Origin of the sequence: Mesorhizobium sp. J428, from assembly GCF_024699925.1 — a bacterium.
GTDB lineage: Bacteria > Pseudomonadota > Alphaproteobacteria > Rhizobiales > Rhizobiaceae > Mesorhizobium_A.
In genome coordinates this window covers 3,472,191-3,486,927 of the sequence record NZ_JAJOMX010000001.1, presented here as the reverse complement: position 1 = coordinate 3,486,927, position 14,737 = coordinate 3,472,191, and the positions used below count along the sequence as shown (strand labels likewise).

The following is a 14,737-nucleotide window of genomic DNA, read 5'->3' as shown; positions in this document are numbered from 1 at the left end:
GTCCTGGTGCCATATGCTGCCGGCCGCGCGGTTGCGCGGCCTGAGCGAATCCTCCTATCGCGTTAGAGCAGAAGGCGAAGCGGGGCGTGATCCAGCCCGCGCTTTGATTTGTATCACCTGCGACACGGGACACATGCCGACCCTTTCGCGACCCAACGCCGTTCTCTGCCTGCTGCTGGCCTTGCCGGCGATGGTCCTCGCCGCGGGGCTGGCGAACGGCGAACCTTGGCGCTTTGCAATCCGCCCGTCGGGCGACGTCGCGACCAAGCTCTTGGTCGTCACGCTCTGCCTCTCGCCGCTGCGCGCCCTGTTCCCGCAGGGCCGCTGGATCGCCTGGCTGGTCTCGCGCCGCCGGATCTTCGGCCTCTCGGCCTTCTTCTACGCCCTGTTCCACGTGGTCGTCTTTTCGGCCAGCATCGGCCGGCTCGACTGGATCATCGAGGGCATGGCCTTCGCCTCGATGTGGACCGGATGGGCAGCCTTCGCGCTGCTTGCGGGGATCGCGTCGATCTCCAATGCCGGAGCGGCGGTCCGGCTCGGCGTTTGGTGGAAGAGGATCCAGCGGCTGGCCTATCCAGTGCTCGTGCTCTCCATTGCACACTGGCTGCTGCTCAGCCGTTTCCCGTTGGAGGCAACGCTGCATTTGGCGCCGGTCGTTGTGCTGTGGTCGTGCGTCCTTGTCATGCGCTATTACTTCGGTTCGGAGACCAAGAGCGGTCCTGGGCGCCTGCGCGCCGAAAGCAGTGGGAGGTGATCGAGATGCAAGCAGCTTGGGCACGAGCACAACGGCGCCGCGGCGCAGGTGCTGCATGTCGGCGAGATGGAAACGCCCGAGCCGGGGCTGAACGAGGTGCGGGTGAAGATCCACACCTCTGGCGTGAACCCTTCCGACGTGAAGAGCCGGCGCGGACGGCCGCTGATGTGGCCACGCATCATTCCGCATTCGGACGGGGCCGGCGTGATCGAGGCCGTCGGCAAGGGCGTGGACCACGCCCGCATCGGCGAGCGCGTCTGGATCTGGAACGGGCAGTGGAAACGGCCGTTCGGCACCGCCGCCGAATATTGCGTCCTTCCTGCCGAGCAGGCGGTGCGCCTGCCGCCGAAGATCGACTTCGCGACCGGCGCATGCCTCGGCATTCCGGCGCTGACCGCACTGCAGGCCCTGCGCCTGTTCGGACCCGTCGGCGGCAAGACGCTGCTCATCACCGGCGCCGGATCGTCGGTCGGCCACTATGCCTCGCAATTTGCCAAGGCCCGGGGCGCGCGCGTGATCGGCACCGCCTCCGCCGCCAAGGCCGAACATGCCCGCAGCGGCGGCGCCGATTTCGTAGTCGACTACCAGACCAAGGATGTTGCCAAGGTCGTGAAGGACCTGACCAAGGGCAAGGGCGTCGATGGCATCATCGACATGGACCTCTCCTCCAGCGCGCGGCTGATCGCGGAGGCCGTGATGGCGCCGCACGGAACGATGGTCTGCTACGGCTCGAACCAGCCGACCGACATCGCGCTCAATTTCCTGGCCCTGCTCTGGAACAGCTACACGCTGAAGTTCTTCCTCCTCTACGAACTCAAGCCGGAGGACAGGAAAGCGACGATCGCCGAACTGACCAAGGCGCTCGAAGACGGCGGCATCCGCCACTCGATCGGCCCCCGTTTTCTGCTGCGCGACATCGCGAGAGCGCATGAAGAGGTCGAGGCCGGCAGGTCGGTCGGCAACGTGGTGCTGGATGTGGCCTAGAACTTCACCTGAAGGCCCTCACCTGAAATCGAACGCGCTCAGTCCCGTCACCATCTCATCCAGCCCCAATGGCCGCGTCACCGGCGGCTCGGCCCGCGCCAGGCAGCCGGAGCGTTCGCAGAGCCGGCAGGCCGGGCCGACGGCGATCGCCGGAACCTGGCCGGGCTTGGCCGCGGTGCCGGGCTGGCCGCCCGGCAGCGCCATCGCGTAGACGATCTCATCCCTGAAGCCGATGTCGCAGCCGAGCAGCAGCGCTGTGCGGCGGGGGCGTTCGTTGAAGGCGCCCTGCGGACCTTCGAGCGTGCGGGCGATGGTCAGGAATTCCGCCCCGTCCGGCATTTCGACGGCCTCGACGAGAATCTGGGCCGGCTGGGCGAAGGCGGCATGGACCGAGAGCTTCGGGCAGCCTCCGCCGAAGCGCGCCTGGGGGAACCCTTGCGCGCCCGCCTTGCGGAAGCGGTGGCCGGCATTGTCGACCTCCAGCATAAAGAAGGGCACGCCCTGCGCGCCCGGCCGCTGCAGCATTGTCAGCCGGTTCGCCGCCTGCTCGAAGGAGACGCCGAAGCGAGAGCGCAGCACGTCGATGTCGTAGCGGGCCCGCAGCGCCGCGGAATGAAACGCGCCGTAAGGCATCATCAGCGCATGGGCGGCGTAGCGCGCCAGCTCGAAGCGCGCCAGCCTGCGCGCCTCGTCAGACGACAGTTTCAGCGCCTGGAGCTCGGCTCCGATCGCCACGCTCATACGAACGAGGCAGGCCTCCATCGCGATCTCGCGCAGCTGGTCGAAGGGCGACAGCCGCTCGGAGATGAACAGGCGCTGCGAATGGCGATCGTAGCGGCGGCGCCAGTTGGGCATGGTCGCCACCGGCAGTACGCGCACGATGATACCCGCCTCGCGCTTCAGCCAGGCCTTGAGCGCGCCGGCGAGGTCGTCGCCGGGCTGGAGAAGCGCAGTGAAGGCCTCCGCCTCCTCCTCGATCGAGGCGAAGTGGTTCGGACGCCGCTCGAACACCTCGTGCACCTCATCGATCGGCAGGCGGGCTGAGGACAGCGCAGTGGCGCGGCCATCACGCGCAAGCATTTCCGACAGGTCCGACAGCCGCACGGCCTGCTCGCGATAGGCGCGGAAGAGCTTGATCACGCCCGACGAGACGTTGGGCGCGGCTTCCGCGATCTCCAGAAGTTCCTGGTCCCCGGGCAGCTCGCCGGCCAACAGGGGGTCGGCGAACACCTCCTTCAGAGCGGAAATCGTGCCGCCGGCCTCGGCCTGCAGTTCGTCAGGCTCCACCTTGTAGACGGAGGCGAGCTTGAGGATGAGCTGCACGGTCAGCGGCCGCTGGTTGCGCTCGATCAGGTTGAGATAGGACGGCGAGATGCCCAGCCCCTCGGCCATCGACGTCTGGGTCAGCCCCTTGGCGTTGCGGATGCGCCTGATGCGCGGTCCGGCGAAGATCTTCTGCTCGGCCATAGGACGGCTCCCAGTGGCTCGCGACGCGTGATTTACAACTTTTGACCAATCCTGCGATCGCGTGGCTTTTACATCTTTTACAGATTTACACAGCGCCGTAGTAAATCGCAACACAGGCTAACTTAATTTTTTGGCTGCTTTTTCGAAGTTTTCTGGCTTTTGGTGCGCTGCGATGTAAATACCGTCACATCGGAAACGGCGGGACCGAAATGCCCGTCCTGTCACTGGAGAGTCGCAATGACCGATTTTTACAATCTCGTCCCGTCCGCGCCGGAAGGCCGCTACGATGGCATCGAGCGCCCCTACAGCCCTGAAGACGTCAAGCGGCTGCGCGGCTCGGTCCAGATCAGGCAGACGCTGGCCGAGATGGGCGCAAACCGCCTGTGGAAGCTTCTTCACGAGGAGAACTTCGTCAACGCGCTGGGCGCCATGTCGGGCAACCAGGCGATGCAGCAGGTGCGCGCCGGGCTGAAGGCGATCTACCTGTCCGGCTGGCAGGTCGCCGCCGACGCCAACACGGCGTCCGCCATGTATCCGGACCAGTCGCTCTACCCGGCCAATGCCGCGCCGGAACTCGTCAAGCGCATCAACCGCACGCTGCAGCGCGCCGACCAGATCGAGACGTCGGAAGGCAACGGCCTGTCGGTCGACACCTGGTTCGCCCCCATCGTCGCCGACGCGGAGGCCGGCTTCGGCGGCCCGCTGAACGCGTTCGAGATCATGAAGGCGTTCATCGAGGCCGGCGCCGCGGGCGTGCACTTCGAGGACCAGCTGGCGTCGGAGAAGAAGTGCGGCCATCTCGGCGGCAAGGTGCTGATCCCGACCGCGGCGCACATCCGCAACCTCAACGCGGCGCGGCTCGCCGCCGACGTCATGGGCACCTCGACGCTGATCGTCGCCCGCACCGACGCCGAGGCCGCCAAGCTGCTCACCTCCGACATCGACGAGCGCGACCAGCCCTTCGTCGACTACGACGCCGGGCGCACGGTCGAGGGCTTCTACCAGGTGCGCAACGGCATCGAGCCCTGCATCGCGCGGGCGATCGCCTATGCGCCGAACTGCGACCTGATCTGGATGGAGACCGGCAAACCCGACCTCGCCCAGGCGCGGAAGTTCGCGGAAGCCGTGCACAGGGCCTACCCGGGCAAGATGCTGGCCTACAACTGCTCGCCCTCGTTCAACTGGAAGAAGAACCTGGACGACGCGACGATCGCGAAGTTCCAGCGGGAACTCGGCGCGATGGGCTACAAGTTCCAGTTCATCACGCTGGCCGGCTTCCACCAGCTGAACTACGGCATGTTCGAACTGGCCCGCGGCTACAGGGACCGCCAGATGGCGGCCTATTCGGAGCTGCAGGAGGCCGAGTTCGCCGCGGAGGTGAACGGCTACACGGCGACGAAGCACCAGCGAGAGGTCGGCACCGGCTACTTCGACGCCGTGTCGATGGCGATCACCGGCGGCAAGTCGTCGACGACGGCCATGCACGAGTCGACCGAGCACGAGCAGTTCCGTCCGGCCGCCGAGTAAGCGGGCCGTTCGCGAAGAATCTCCGGGACACCTGCCCCGGAGAGATGTATCAGAGGAAACACCCTGGAGAGGCCATCAGAGCCTGAGGAAGACAGCCATGACCCCAAGGACCCGTGTCAAGGAACGCGCCGAGGAACAGTCCTCGTCGATGAACGACGACCAGCAGGCGGTGATCCGCATGGTCGCCAACGACCTGCATCGCCTCAACCAGTCGGTGATGAAGGCCGTCGAGGCCGGCGTATCCGTCGAGCTGGTCCGCTCGGCCCGCCACCACGGCGGCGAAGGCAACTGGGGCGACCTGCTGATTCCGGTGATTGTGACGCAGTCGCACAAAGGCTGAGTGTCCTGCTCGCACAAATGACGACGAAAGGGCCGGTGGAGAAATCCACCGGCCTTTTTGCTTTGCTTGACAGGAAATCCCGTTATAGTTGAAATTCATCCTCAGCATTAGGCCCTACGGCTCGACGTGAGCCGTGATCCTGAAATGACTAAGGGAATATCCTGACCAACAGCCCGCCGGTGCCGCCCGATGCCCAATGAGAACGTCGACCCGATCGCCTCGCGCGACGAAGCGCAGGAAGCGATCATCGGACAGACGCTCACCCAGCCCGAGACTGTGATCGTGGTCAGCGCTTCGCCGGTGAACCTGATCGTGCTGTCGCGGATTGTCGAGCGCGCGCGTCTCAAGGCGGTGAGCTGTGAACCCGGCCTGGCCGGGCCGCATATCGCCCGCATCGATCCGCTAATGGTGATCCTGGATGGCGGCAGCGACATGCGCGAGTGCGACGCTGCGCTCGCCCCGATCGCTGCGCAGAAGCGCCTGTCGGACGGCACGAGGCCGCATGTCGTGCTGCTGACGGTGCAGAACATGCCACCGGACACCGTGGACCTGGGCGGATTGATCGATTCCCTTGTCGCGAAGCCGGTTACGCCGGAACGGCTGCAACCGCTGATCGAGACCGTCCGCGACCGCCGATCCTGAAACGCCGGGGGCAGGTAGCTTTCGTTGCGTCATGCGGGATAGAGTGCGGGGAGGAGGGTTGAGCTAATGCTGCTCGGCAGGCTTCCCCAAGGTATTCTCGCCATCGTGGCGGCGGCGATCGGCATCTGGTGCCTTCGCGCCGTCTATCTGTTGCTCGGCACGTCGTCGGCGCTGTCATGGACAAGCGATACGGCTTTGGTGGCGGTCCTCGCCGCCAGCGGCTTGGTCTGCCTGTTCGGAGCAGCACTCATGCTCTTGAGGCTCGCCGACAGGCCGCGTGTCGACGTCCAGAACACCCAGCAGTTCGGCAGGTTCGCAGTCGACTCCAAACCCAGCCGGTCGCTGCTGGTGCCTCTCCTCGCCGTTGCGGGCGTGGTCGGCGTCGTGGCGCTTGGCGCGCATCAGTTCGGCTTGCTGCGCACGACCGGACAGCCCGTCAAAGATTCTGGACAACAGGCGGCAGGCGAACCCGTTCCGTCCGGTGCGCAGGCGCCGCCGGCCGCACCCGCGACGCCTTCGGCGAGCACGGAGGAAAAGACTTCGCCTGCGCCTGCTGCCCCGGCTCCGGTCGAGCCTACGGTCGCGCCGCCCGCGCCCCAGGAGACCGCCGCCGCTCCTCCGGCTGCGGCGCCGCCCGTCGAAAACGCCCCGCCAACAGTCCCGCCGGTCACGACCGTGCCGATGCCGAAACCTGACCCCATGCCGACGCAGGCGGAAGGTCATCGCGACGCCGTGGTCTGGCTGTCGCTCGCGGCGGACGGCAACTCCTTCCTCAGCGCCAGCACGGACAAGACCATCAAGCTCTGGAGCATCCCGGACAGGAAGCTGGTCAGGACCGTCGCAAGCCATCCCGACATGGTGCGATCGGCCATCTTCCTGCCCGACGGCAAGCGGATCGTCACGGCCGGCGACGATGGCGAGATCGTCGTCAGGAACCTGGCCGATGGAGCCCCGCTGCACGTGTTCTCCGTCAAGGACCATGGCGGCGTGAACAAGATCGCCATCTCCCCCGACGGCCGGCGGATGGTGAGCGGGCACGAGGCGGGAACGGTGCTGTTCTGGGATCTCGAGAAGCTCGTGCCACTGCACGTCGAACGCGCTCATGGCTGGTCGGTCGCCGGCGTCGCGATCTCGGACGACGGCAGCCGCGCGCTGAGCGGCAGCATCGACGGCGACCTGAAGCTTTGGGATGTCAACGAAGGGACGCTGCTGCGCTACTGGGGCGGGCACGAGCGCGGCACCTACGGCATGGCCTTCACCCACGACGGGAAATTCGCGGTGACCGGCAGCGGCGATCGGACGATCAAGCTGTGGGAACTGCAGAGCGGGCGGCTTGTGCGCCAGTTCGACGGACATTCCCAGACCGTCTATACGATCGCCCTGTCGCAAGACGGCACGCGTATCCTCAGCGGCTCGCTGGATGGTACCGCCCGGCTCTGGGATCTCGAGAACGGCACCGAGATCGCCCAGTATGTCGGCCATCGGGGACCGGTCTATTCGGTCGCGTTCGGACCGGAGGGCACCGTGCTGACGGGTGGTTACGACCGCTCGATCCGCATCTGGCGCGAAGCGGGTCCGCCGGCCGTCGCGGTGCTTGCGGGTGCCCCGCAATAGCCGGAATCGGCGGGATTCCGGACCCGGGGCCTTCCCAAGTCACGGAGGGCGCGGCTATAGTCGGCTTTACCAGCAACATCTCTTGGTGATTGATGCCTCCCGCGAAGAAGGAAGTCCGACCGTCAGGCCGAGGCGGCGGAGAACGCACGCCCGCATTCCTGAAGAACTATCGCGGCGTGAGGAACTGGAAGGAAGCCAGCCAGTGGCTGGAATGGCGCAGCATCGAGGACATCGAATGCATCACGCCGGACCAGGCCGGTGTCGCGCGCGGCAAGATGATGCCCTCGACGAAGTTCACCTCCAACACGTCACTGGCGCTGCCGTCGGCGCCGTTCATGATGACGATCTCGGGCGACTATCCGGAGGACGGCAACGGCTTCGAATATCCGGAGGACGACGGCGATCTGAAACTGGTGCCGGACCTGTCGACCTTGTCTTCTGTGCCGTGGGAAACGGACCCGACGGCCCAGGTCATCTGTGACCTCGTCCACCAGGACGGTCGGCTGGTCGAGTTCACGCCGCGCAACGTCCTGCGCCGCGTGCTCGGCGAATATACCAGGATGGGACTGAAGCCGGTCGTGGCGCCGGAGATCGAGTTCTATCTCGTGCGCAAGAACCCTGACCCGGACTATCCGCTCACGCCGCCGGTCGGCCGCTCGGGACGGCCGATCGCCGGCGGGTCCGGCTATTCGATCGCCGGCGTCAACGAGTTCGACGAACTGATCGACGACATCTATCACTTCTCGGCCAGCCAGGGTCTCGAGATCGACACGCTGATCCACGAAGAGGGCGCCGGACAACTCGAGATCAACCTGCGCCACGGCGACCCGATCGAGCTCGCCGACCAGGTGTTCATGTTCAAGCGCACGATCCGCGAGGCGGCGCTGAAGCACGACATGTATGCCACCTTCATGGCAAAGCCGATCCAGGGCCAGCCCGGCTCGGCGATGCACATCCACCAGTCGATCATCGACAAGAAGACGGGCAAGAACGTCTTCACCGCCGAGGACGGTTCGGAGACGGACGCCTTCGGCCACTTCATCGGCGGCATGCAGAAGCACGTGCCGGCAGCCCTCGTAATGTTCGCGCCCTACGTGAACTCCTACCGGCGGCTGACGCAGGCGGCCTCCGCGCCCGTCAACACGAAATGGGGCTACGACAACCGCACGACCGCCTTCCGCGTGCCGCGTTCGGACCCGGCGGCGCGGCGCGTCGAGAACCGCATCCCCTCGTCCGACGCCAACCCCTACCTGGCGCTCGCCGCCTCGCTCGCCTGTGGCCTGATCGGCATGCAGCAGAAAATCCGGCCCGACGCACCGGTCGGAACGACGGCGAACGAGGACGAGATCGACCTGCCCCGCGGCCTGCTCGAGGCCGTGGAGCTGTTCGAGAACGACGAGCAGCTGCGCGCGATGCTGGGCGACGTGTTCGTGTCGACCTACGCCGCCATCAAGAAGGCCGAGTTCGAGACCTTCATGGAGGTGATCAGCCCCTGGGAGCGGGAGTATCTGCTGCTGAACGTGTGAGGGGTGGCTTCGTTGATGCAGATCATCGAAAGCGTCGGGAAGTTGCTTAGGCTATTGATCACAAAGCTCGCCGGGACGTAGTTCCCTTACTCACTTCGCAGAACACCATGCCTTACACTTCCCCCATCTCCCCTGGTTATTCCTGGTATGAAGCGACCGTCGGTGAACGGCCGGAATACCCGCCCCTGGACGGCGACATCGCGACCGACGTCGTCATCATCGGCGGCGGCTACACCGGCCTTTCCGCCGCCGTCCATCTCGCCAAGGCGGGAACGAATGTCGTGCTCCTCGAAGCGCATCGTTTCGGCGATGGCGCGTCGGGCCGCAATGGCGGCCAGCTCGGCACCGGCCAGCGCGCCGGACCGGAGGAGATGGAGCAGGAGCTCGGCTTCACCCGCGCCAAGGCGCTGTTCGACCTGGCCGAGGAGGCGAAGGCGCATCTGTTGGAATTCGCGTCGACCAACCGGATCGAGATCGACTTCCGCCCGGGCCATCTGAACGTCACGCACAAGACACGCGAATTGCCCGACTACGTAAAATATGCCGAGGCGGCCGCGCGCTTCGGCTATCCGAACATCTCCCTCATGGACGCGGCCGAGACTGCCGAGCGGGTCGGCTCGACGCACTATGTCGGAGGCGTGCGCGACACGGGCGCCGGCCACATCCACCCCATGAAGCTGCTCGTCGGCACGGCCCGGGTGGCGGCTGAGTCGGGTGCGCACCTGCACGAGAACACACCCGCGACTGGGATCGCCGCGCAGGGCGGCAAGGTGCGGGTCACGACGCCGCGCGGAACTGTCACCGCGCAGAAATGCCTTATCGCGACCAACGCCTATGGCGGCAATCTCGAACCGGTCAGTGCCGCCCACATCATGCCGATCGGTTCGTTCATCGGCGCCACGGTGCCGCTGGGCGCCGCGAGCCCCGTTCTGCCCGGCGGCGAGTCGGTGTCGGATTCACGCTTCGTGGTGCGCTATTTCCGGCGCGCGCCGAGCGGCGAACTCCTGTTCGGCGGACGCGAGATCTACGCCGTGAAGGATCCGAAGGACATCCACGTGCACATCCGCCGCCAGATCACCGAGATCTACCCGGCGCTGAGGGATGTCGAGATCACCCATGGATGGGGCGGCTATGTCGGTATCACCGTGCCGCGCAAGCCGTTCGTTCGCGAGGTGATGCCGAACGTCATCTCGGCCGGCGGCTATTCCGGCCACGGCGTGATGCTGTCCAACTTCATGGGCAAGCTCTACGCCGAGACGGTGGCCGGCAACCGCGACCGGCTGAAGCTCTTCGAGGAACTCAAGATCCCGGCTTTCCCGGGCGGCCGGCGCTTCCGCTCGCCGCTGCTGTTCCTGGCGCTCTCCTGGTTCGCCCTCAGAGACCGGTTCTGACACGAAAACGCCCGCCTTCGGCGGGCGTTTCGACCATTCGACTGCAGCGCACTACTTGCCGCTGTAATTCTGGTCGTTGTTCAGGTTCAGCCCGTCGAAAGCGTAGATGCCCGGGGCGTTGGACGGCGCGCGTTCGTAGGAATAACGCGGCTCCATCATGTAGCCGGGCTCCTCGACGTAGTAGCTGGAGGGAACCTGTGCGTAGGCGTCGCCATAGTAGGCATTGCCATAATACGGACCGCGCGGCTCGTATCGCTCCATCTGGCCGGGATATTTCACCTCGCCGTTCATGACGGTGAAGGGCGCTTCCTGAGCGAAGGCCGCGCCCGCGGCGGCGGCGGTGATCGCGGCGGCGAGAATGATCTTCTTCATGATAGTCTCCTTTCCGTTTCGGATTCGTCGACCGATCTGCAACGGTCTGCCTGTTCAATGTACGGGAGGCGATCGGGTTTCATCACAACGCGGCCGGATGTCCCGCCGGCAAGGCCGGCCCAGCCCGGACGCACGAACGCCCGCCTGATGGCGGGCGTTCGACGCCGAGGGCCGATGCTGCGAAGGCTTACCTGCCGCTGTAGTTCTGGTCCCAGTTGACGTTGCCGCCGTCGAGCATGAATCCCGAGCGCGCCGTTGCGGAGGCATTTCCCGTGAAAGCCGCCCCATCGGCGGTGGTCTGGCCGGTGTAGACGACATCGCCGTCGACGATCCAGAACGGAACTTCCTGCGCGAAAGCGGAGCCGGCGATGAGGGTCAGCGCGGCGGCGAGTGCAAACTTGGTCATGGTTTCTCTCCTGTTAACCTTGGATCAGTGTTCCCCGTCCATCATTGGGCGGTTGACCTGGATACGGGTGCTTTCACGGGCAAGTTTCCGGCACGGCCATCACGGATTGTCACAAGAAGTTCATCGCCGGGCACGGAGCCCGGCTGCCGCTGCTTCGGTGATCCGCAAAAAGCCATGATCCGGCGCTCTTGGAAGCCGCAGTGCATGAGTGGGTAGAGTTGTGACCAAGACAGTAGCGAAGATTTTCTGGCCCCTCGGCGTCGCGATGGCGTTGATGATGGTGCTGGTGCTCTCGGGGTGCCAGTCGATCTCGCTGCTCAGGGTCGAGGGCGCCGGCGCGAATGCCACCGCGGAGCAACATCTCGCTGCCATCCGCAAGGGCGCGGGCCTCTCCCCGCTCGCCCCCGACAGCCGGCTTGAGGCCGCCGCGCGCCAGCAGGCCGAACTGATGGCCGCAGCCGGCAGGATGAAGCACACGACCGGCCGGGGAAAGGATTTCCTCACCCGCGTGCGTGGTAACGGCGTCGAAACGGCCGCCGCCGAGAACATCGCCTATGGCCGGTTCGGACTCGAAGGTCTCTTCAAGGCCTGGGTCAATTCGCCGGGCCACCGGCGCAACATGCTCGACCCCCGCTTCACCCGCTTCGGACTGGCCTCCGCCAAGGGCGAGGGAGACCGGCGCTACTGGGCGCTGATCGTCGCGCGCTAGGCGTCCGGGCGCCTACCCGACCGCCCGCGCCGGGTTGCCGGCCACGGTGGCCCCGGGCGGAACGTCGCGGGTAACGACCGAGCCGGCGGCGATGATCGCGCCGTCGCCGATCGTCACGCCGCCGAGAATGATCGCGCCGCCGCCGATCCAGACATTGTCGCCGATCACCACCGGCCGGGCGATCTCCATGCCGGCATTGCGCGGTTCAGGCTCCCTGTGGTGCTCCACCGTGTAGATCTGCACCCGCGGCCCGATCATCGCCTTGCGGCCTATTGCGACGCCGCCATGATCGAGGACGACGCAGCCGAAGTTCATGTAGGCGCCGTCTCCCATCGCGATGTTGACGCCGTAGGCGCAATGGAACGGCTGCTCGATGCGGCAGCCCTCGCCGACCGCGCCGAGGATGGCGGCCAGCGCGGGCGCGATGTTGCCGCGCTTCGACGGCGGCAGGGTGTTGTGCTCGAAGATCGCCTCCTGCGCCCGCTCGCGCAGCGCCGTCAGCTCCGGGTCCCAGAAGCTGTACCACTCGCCCGCCGCCATCTTTTCGCGCGCGCTGCGGGGTTGATCGGCGGCCATCGGCGTCACATCCGCTGAACGATCACGCTGCCGGCCGAATAGCCGGCGCCGAAGGAGCAGATGACGCCGCGGCTGCCGGCGGGCAGGTCGTCCGAGAACTTGGAGAAGGCGATGATCGAGCCGGCCGACGACGTGTTCGCATAGTCCTGCAGCACGTTCGGCTGTTCCTCGCGCGACGGCTCGCGGCCAAGCACCTTCTGGCCGATGAAGTCGTTCATGTTCTTGTTGGCCTGGTGCAGCCACATGCGGCTCAGGTCGGACGGCTTCATGCCCTCGTCGGCGAGATGTCCCAGCATCAGCTCGGCCACCATCGGCACCACCTGCTTGAAGACCTTGCGGCCCTCCTGCATGAACTGCATGTCGCGGCGCTCGCCCATCTGGTCGTGCGTGCGGCGCAGGAAGCCGTTGTTGTTGCGGATGTTGTTGGAGAACTCCGTGACGAGGCGTGTCGACAGGATCTCCCATGCGCCCGGCACCTCGCCGTCGACGCGCTCCATCAGCACGGCGGTGCAGACGTCGCCGAAGATGAAATGGCAGTCGCGGTCGCGCCATTCCTGGTGGCCCGAGGTGATCTCCGGATTGACCATCAGGATCGAACGCGCCGAGCCGCAGCGGATCATGTCGGCGGCGGCCTGTATGCCGAAGGTCGCCGAGGAACAGGCGACGTTCATGTCGAAGGCGAAGCCCTTGATGCCCAGCGCCTGCTGGATCTCCACCGCGATCGCCGGATAGGCGCGCTCGTGGTTCGACGCCGCGCAGATCACGGCATCCACCTCGCCTGCTGTGCGCCCGGCCTGCGCCAGCGCCTTGTTCGCCGCGTCCACCGCGATCTCGGCCATGATCGACAGTTCCTCGTCCGCGCGGGGCCTGAGCTTCGGCATCATCCGGTCGGGATCCAGCACGCCAGACTTGTTCATCACATGGCGCCGCTCGATGCCGGAGGCCTTGAAGATGAACTCTTCGCTGGACATCGGCATCGGCTCGCGGCTGCCCGCCGCGATCTCGTCGGCATGCTCCTCGTTCTGGCGGCGTGCATATTCGTTGTAGGAGGCCACCAGTTCCGCATTGGTGATGACCTCGTCGGGCGTGAAGATGCCCGTGCCGGTGATGGCGACCCTGTGCATGCGCGTTTCCCGTTTCCCCGCGTTTTTCCAGCAAATATAGCCGGGGCCGCCAAAGAAACCAGCGCGCTGCCCGCGTCAACCGTTCCGCTGCGCTACCAGGCCGGGAACGGGTCCGGGAGGCCCCGCCACCGCGACGGCGCAAAGTCGCGCTCGTCGACGAGGCAGGCGTCGAGGCGGGCGGTCAATTCAGCCTTGTCCATCGGGTCGACGCCGATGAAGACGAGCTCCTGGCGCCGGTCGCCCCACACCGGGTCGATATAGTCCTGCATGGCGGCGCGCCATTCGGCGCTGTCGGGATGCATCGACCGGGGAACGGACGCCCACCAGCGGCCGCGTTTGCCGGTCCTCACCAGCGCGCCGGCCTGGCTGAGCTCGCCGACGAAATCGGGCCGTGTCGCCAGCCAGAAGAAGCCCTTCGCGCGTACCACGCCCGCCCAGGAGGAATTGATGAAGGCCTGCAATCGCGCCGGATGGAACGGACGGCGGGCGCGGTAGACGAAGGAGCGGACGCCATATTCCTCTGTCTCCGGCACATGGTCACGGAAGCCGTTCAGCTCCTTAAACCAGAGCGGATGCTCCTGCGCCTTCTCGAAGTCGAAACGGCCGGTGTCGAGCACCTCGTCGAGATCGACCTTGGAGAAATCGGTCTCGATCAGCCGCACCGACGGATTGAGTGCGCGGATGATCTTCACCGCATCGGCGGCGCGTGCGCCCGCGTCGCCGACCTTGTTGAGCACGACGACGTCGGCAAACTCGATCTGCTCGACGAGAAGGTCGACCAGCGCACGCGCATCGCCCTCGCCTGCCACCTCACCCCTGTCCTTCAGAAAATCGGTCGATCCGTAGTCGCGCAGCAGGTTCACCGCGTCGACCACGGTAACCATGGTGTCGAGTCGGGCGACGTCGGAGAGGCTGCGGCCCTTCTCGTCGCGGAATTCGAAGGTGGTGGCGACCGGTAGCGGCTCGGACACGCCGGTGGATTCGATGACGAGATAGTCGACGCGCCGCTCCTCGGCGAGCGCGGCGACCTCCTTGAGGAGGTCGTCCCGCAAGGTGCAGCAGATGCAGCCGTTCGTCATCTCGACCAGCTTCTCCTCGGTCTGGGAGAGGTTGGCGCCGCCCTCGCGCACGAGATCGGCGTCGATGTTGATCTCGCTCATGTCGTTGACGATCACCGCGACGCGTCGGCCCTCGCGATTGTGGAGGATATGGTTGAGCAGGGTGGTCTTGCCGGCGCCGAGAAAGCCCGAGAGGACCGTGACCGGAAGGCGGCTGGAAAGGGGAGCGTGCAAGGGAGCCTCGATT

At 66.0% G+C, this 14,737-nt stretch carries 15 protein-coding genes; 9 read left to right on the top strand and 6 right to left on the bottom strand.

Features of this window, described 5'->3' with window-relative positions:
• Positions 1–133 precede the first annotated feature (133 nt).
• Together LRS09_RS17490 and LRS09_RS17485 are read left to right on the top strand one after the other, a co-directional pair.
• Positions 134–754 (top strand): hypothetical protein, encoded by a 621-nt coding sequence (locus tag LRS09_RS17490; RefSeq protein WP_257808120.1) that lies wholly within the window; start codon positions 134–136, stop codon positions 752–754.
• Positions 755–802: 48 nt separating this feature from the next.
• A complete protein-coding gene (locus tag LRS09_RS17485; protein ID WP_257808118.1) occupies positions 803–1,738 on the top strand; it encodes an NADPH:quinone reductase in 936 nt (311 codons plus the stop codon).
• An 18-nt stretch (positions 1,739–1,756) separates the two neighbouring features.
• Here the strand turns inward: LRS09_RS17485 and LRS09_RS17480 are convergent, their stop codons facing one another.
• Entirely contained in the window at positions 1,757–3,205 is a 1,449-nt protein-coding gene (locus tag LRS09_RS17480) for an XRE family transcriptional regulator (protein ID WP_257808117.1), read from the bottom strand.
• Positions 3,206–3,442: 237 nt separating this feature from the next.
• On the opposite strand from LRS09_RS17480, the gene aceA reads away from it, so the two are divergent.
• From aceA to LRS09_RS17450, 6 genes are all read left to right on the top strand, one after another.
• Positions 3,443–4,732, top strand: a complete 1,290-nt coding sequence (gene aceA / locus LRS09_RS17475; RefSeq protein ID WP_257808115.1) for an isocitrate lyase — start codon at positions 3,443–3,445, stop codon at positions 4,730–4,732.
• A 97-nt stretch (positions 4,733–4,829) separates the two neighbouring features.
• Positions 4,830–5,072, top strand: a complete 243-nt coding sequence (locus LRS09_RS17470; RefSeq protein ID WP_257808114.1) for a hypothetical protein — start codon at positions 4,830–4,832, stop codon at positions 5,070–5,072.
• A gap of 189 nt (positions 5,073–5,261) precedes the next feature.
• On the top strand, positions 5,262–5,714 hold the full coding sequence (locus LRS09_RS17465) for a response regulator (protein ID WP_257808113.1): 453 nt from the start codon (positions 5,262–5,264) through the stop codon (positions 5,712–5,714).
• A 66-nt stretch (positions 5,715–5,780) separates the two neighbouring features.
• The gene (locus LRS09_RS17460; protein ID WP_257808112.1) at positions 5,781–7,328 is read left to right on the top strand and encodes a WD40 repeat domain-containing protein; all 1,548 of its coding nucleotides are present in this window, start codon (positions 5,781–5,783) and stop codon (positions 7,326–7,328) included.
• 92 nt (positions 7,329–7,420) lie between these two features.
• Positions 7,421–8,854, top strand: a complete 1,434-nt coding sequence (locus tag LRS09_RS17455) for a glutamine synthetase family protein (RefSeq protein WP_257808111.1) — start codon at positions 7,421–7,423, stop codon at positions 8,852–8,854.
• 107 nt (positions 8,855–8,961) lie between these two features.
• Positions 8,962–10,245, top strand: a complete 1,284-nt coding sequence (locus LRS09_RS17450) for an FAD-binding oxidoreductase (protein ID WP_257808110.1) — start codon at positions 8,962–8,964, stop codon at positions 10,243–10,245.
• 51 nt (positions 10,246–10,296) lie between these two features.
• Here LRS09_RS17450 and LRS09_RS17445 read toward each other — a convergent pair whose 3' ends face one another.
• Complete coding sequence (locus LRS09_RS17445; RefSeq protein ID WP_257808109.1) at positions 10,297–10,617, bottom strand: hypothetical protein; 321 nt, start codon at positions 10,615–10,617, stop codon at positions 10,297–10,299.
• Between the two features lie 187 nt (positions 10,618–10,804).
• Positions 10,805–11,023, bottom strand: coding sequence for a hypothetical protein (locus tag LRS09_RS17440; protein ID WP_257808107.1), 219 nt, complete (start codon positions 11,021–11,023; stop codon positions 10,805–10,807).
• A 220-nt stretch (positions 11,024–11,243) separates the two neighbouring features.
• Between LRS09_RS17440 and LRS09_RS17435 the strand changes: the two genes are divergently transcribed.
• Positions 11,244–11,732 carry a CAP domain-containing protein gene (locus LRS09_RS17435; protein WP_257808106.1) on the top strand — a complete coding sequence of 163 codons (489 nt, stop codon included), beginning with the start codon at positions 11,244–11,246 and terminating at the stop codon, positions 11,730–11,732.
• Between the two features lie 12 nt (positions 11,733–11,744).
• Here LRS09_RS17435 and LRS09_RS17430 read toward each other — a convergent pair whose 3' ends face one another.
• From LRS09_RS17430 to zigA, 3 genes are all read right to left on the bottom strand, one after another.
• Complete coding sequence (locus LRS09_RS17430) at positions 11,745–12,308, bottom strand: sugar O-acetyltransferase (RefSeq protein ID WP_257808105.1); 564 nt, start codon at positions 12,306–12,308, stop codon at positions 11,745–11,747.
• A gap of 5 nt (positions 12,309–12,313) precedes the next feature.
• A complete protein-coding gene (locus tag LRS09_RS17425) occupies positions 12,314–13,432 on the bottom strand; it encodes a beta-ketoacyl-ACP synthase III (protein WP_257808103.1) in 1,119 nt (372 codons plus the stop codon).
• A 92-nt stretch (positions 13,433–13,524) separates the two neighbouring features.
• Positions 13,525–14,724, bottom strand: coding sequence for a zinc metallochaperone GTPase ZigA (zigA, locus tag LRS09_RS17420; RefSeq protein ID WP_257808101.1), 1,200 nt, complete (start codon positions 14,722–14,724; stop codon positions 13,525–13,527).
• Positions 14,725–14,737: the final 13 nt, after the last annotated feature.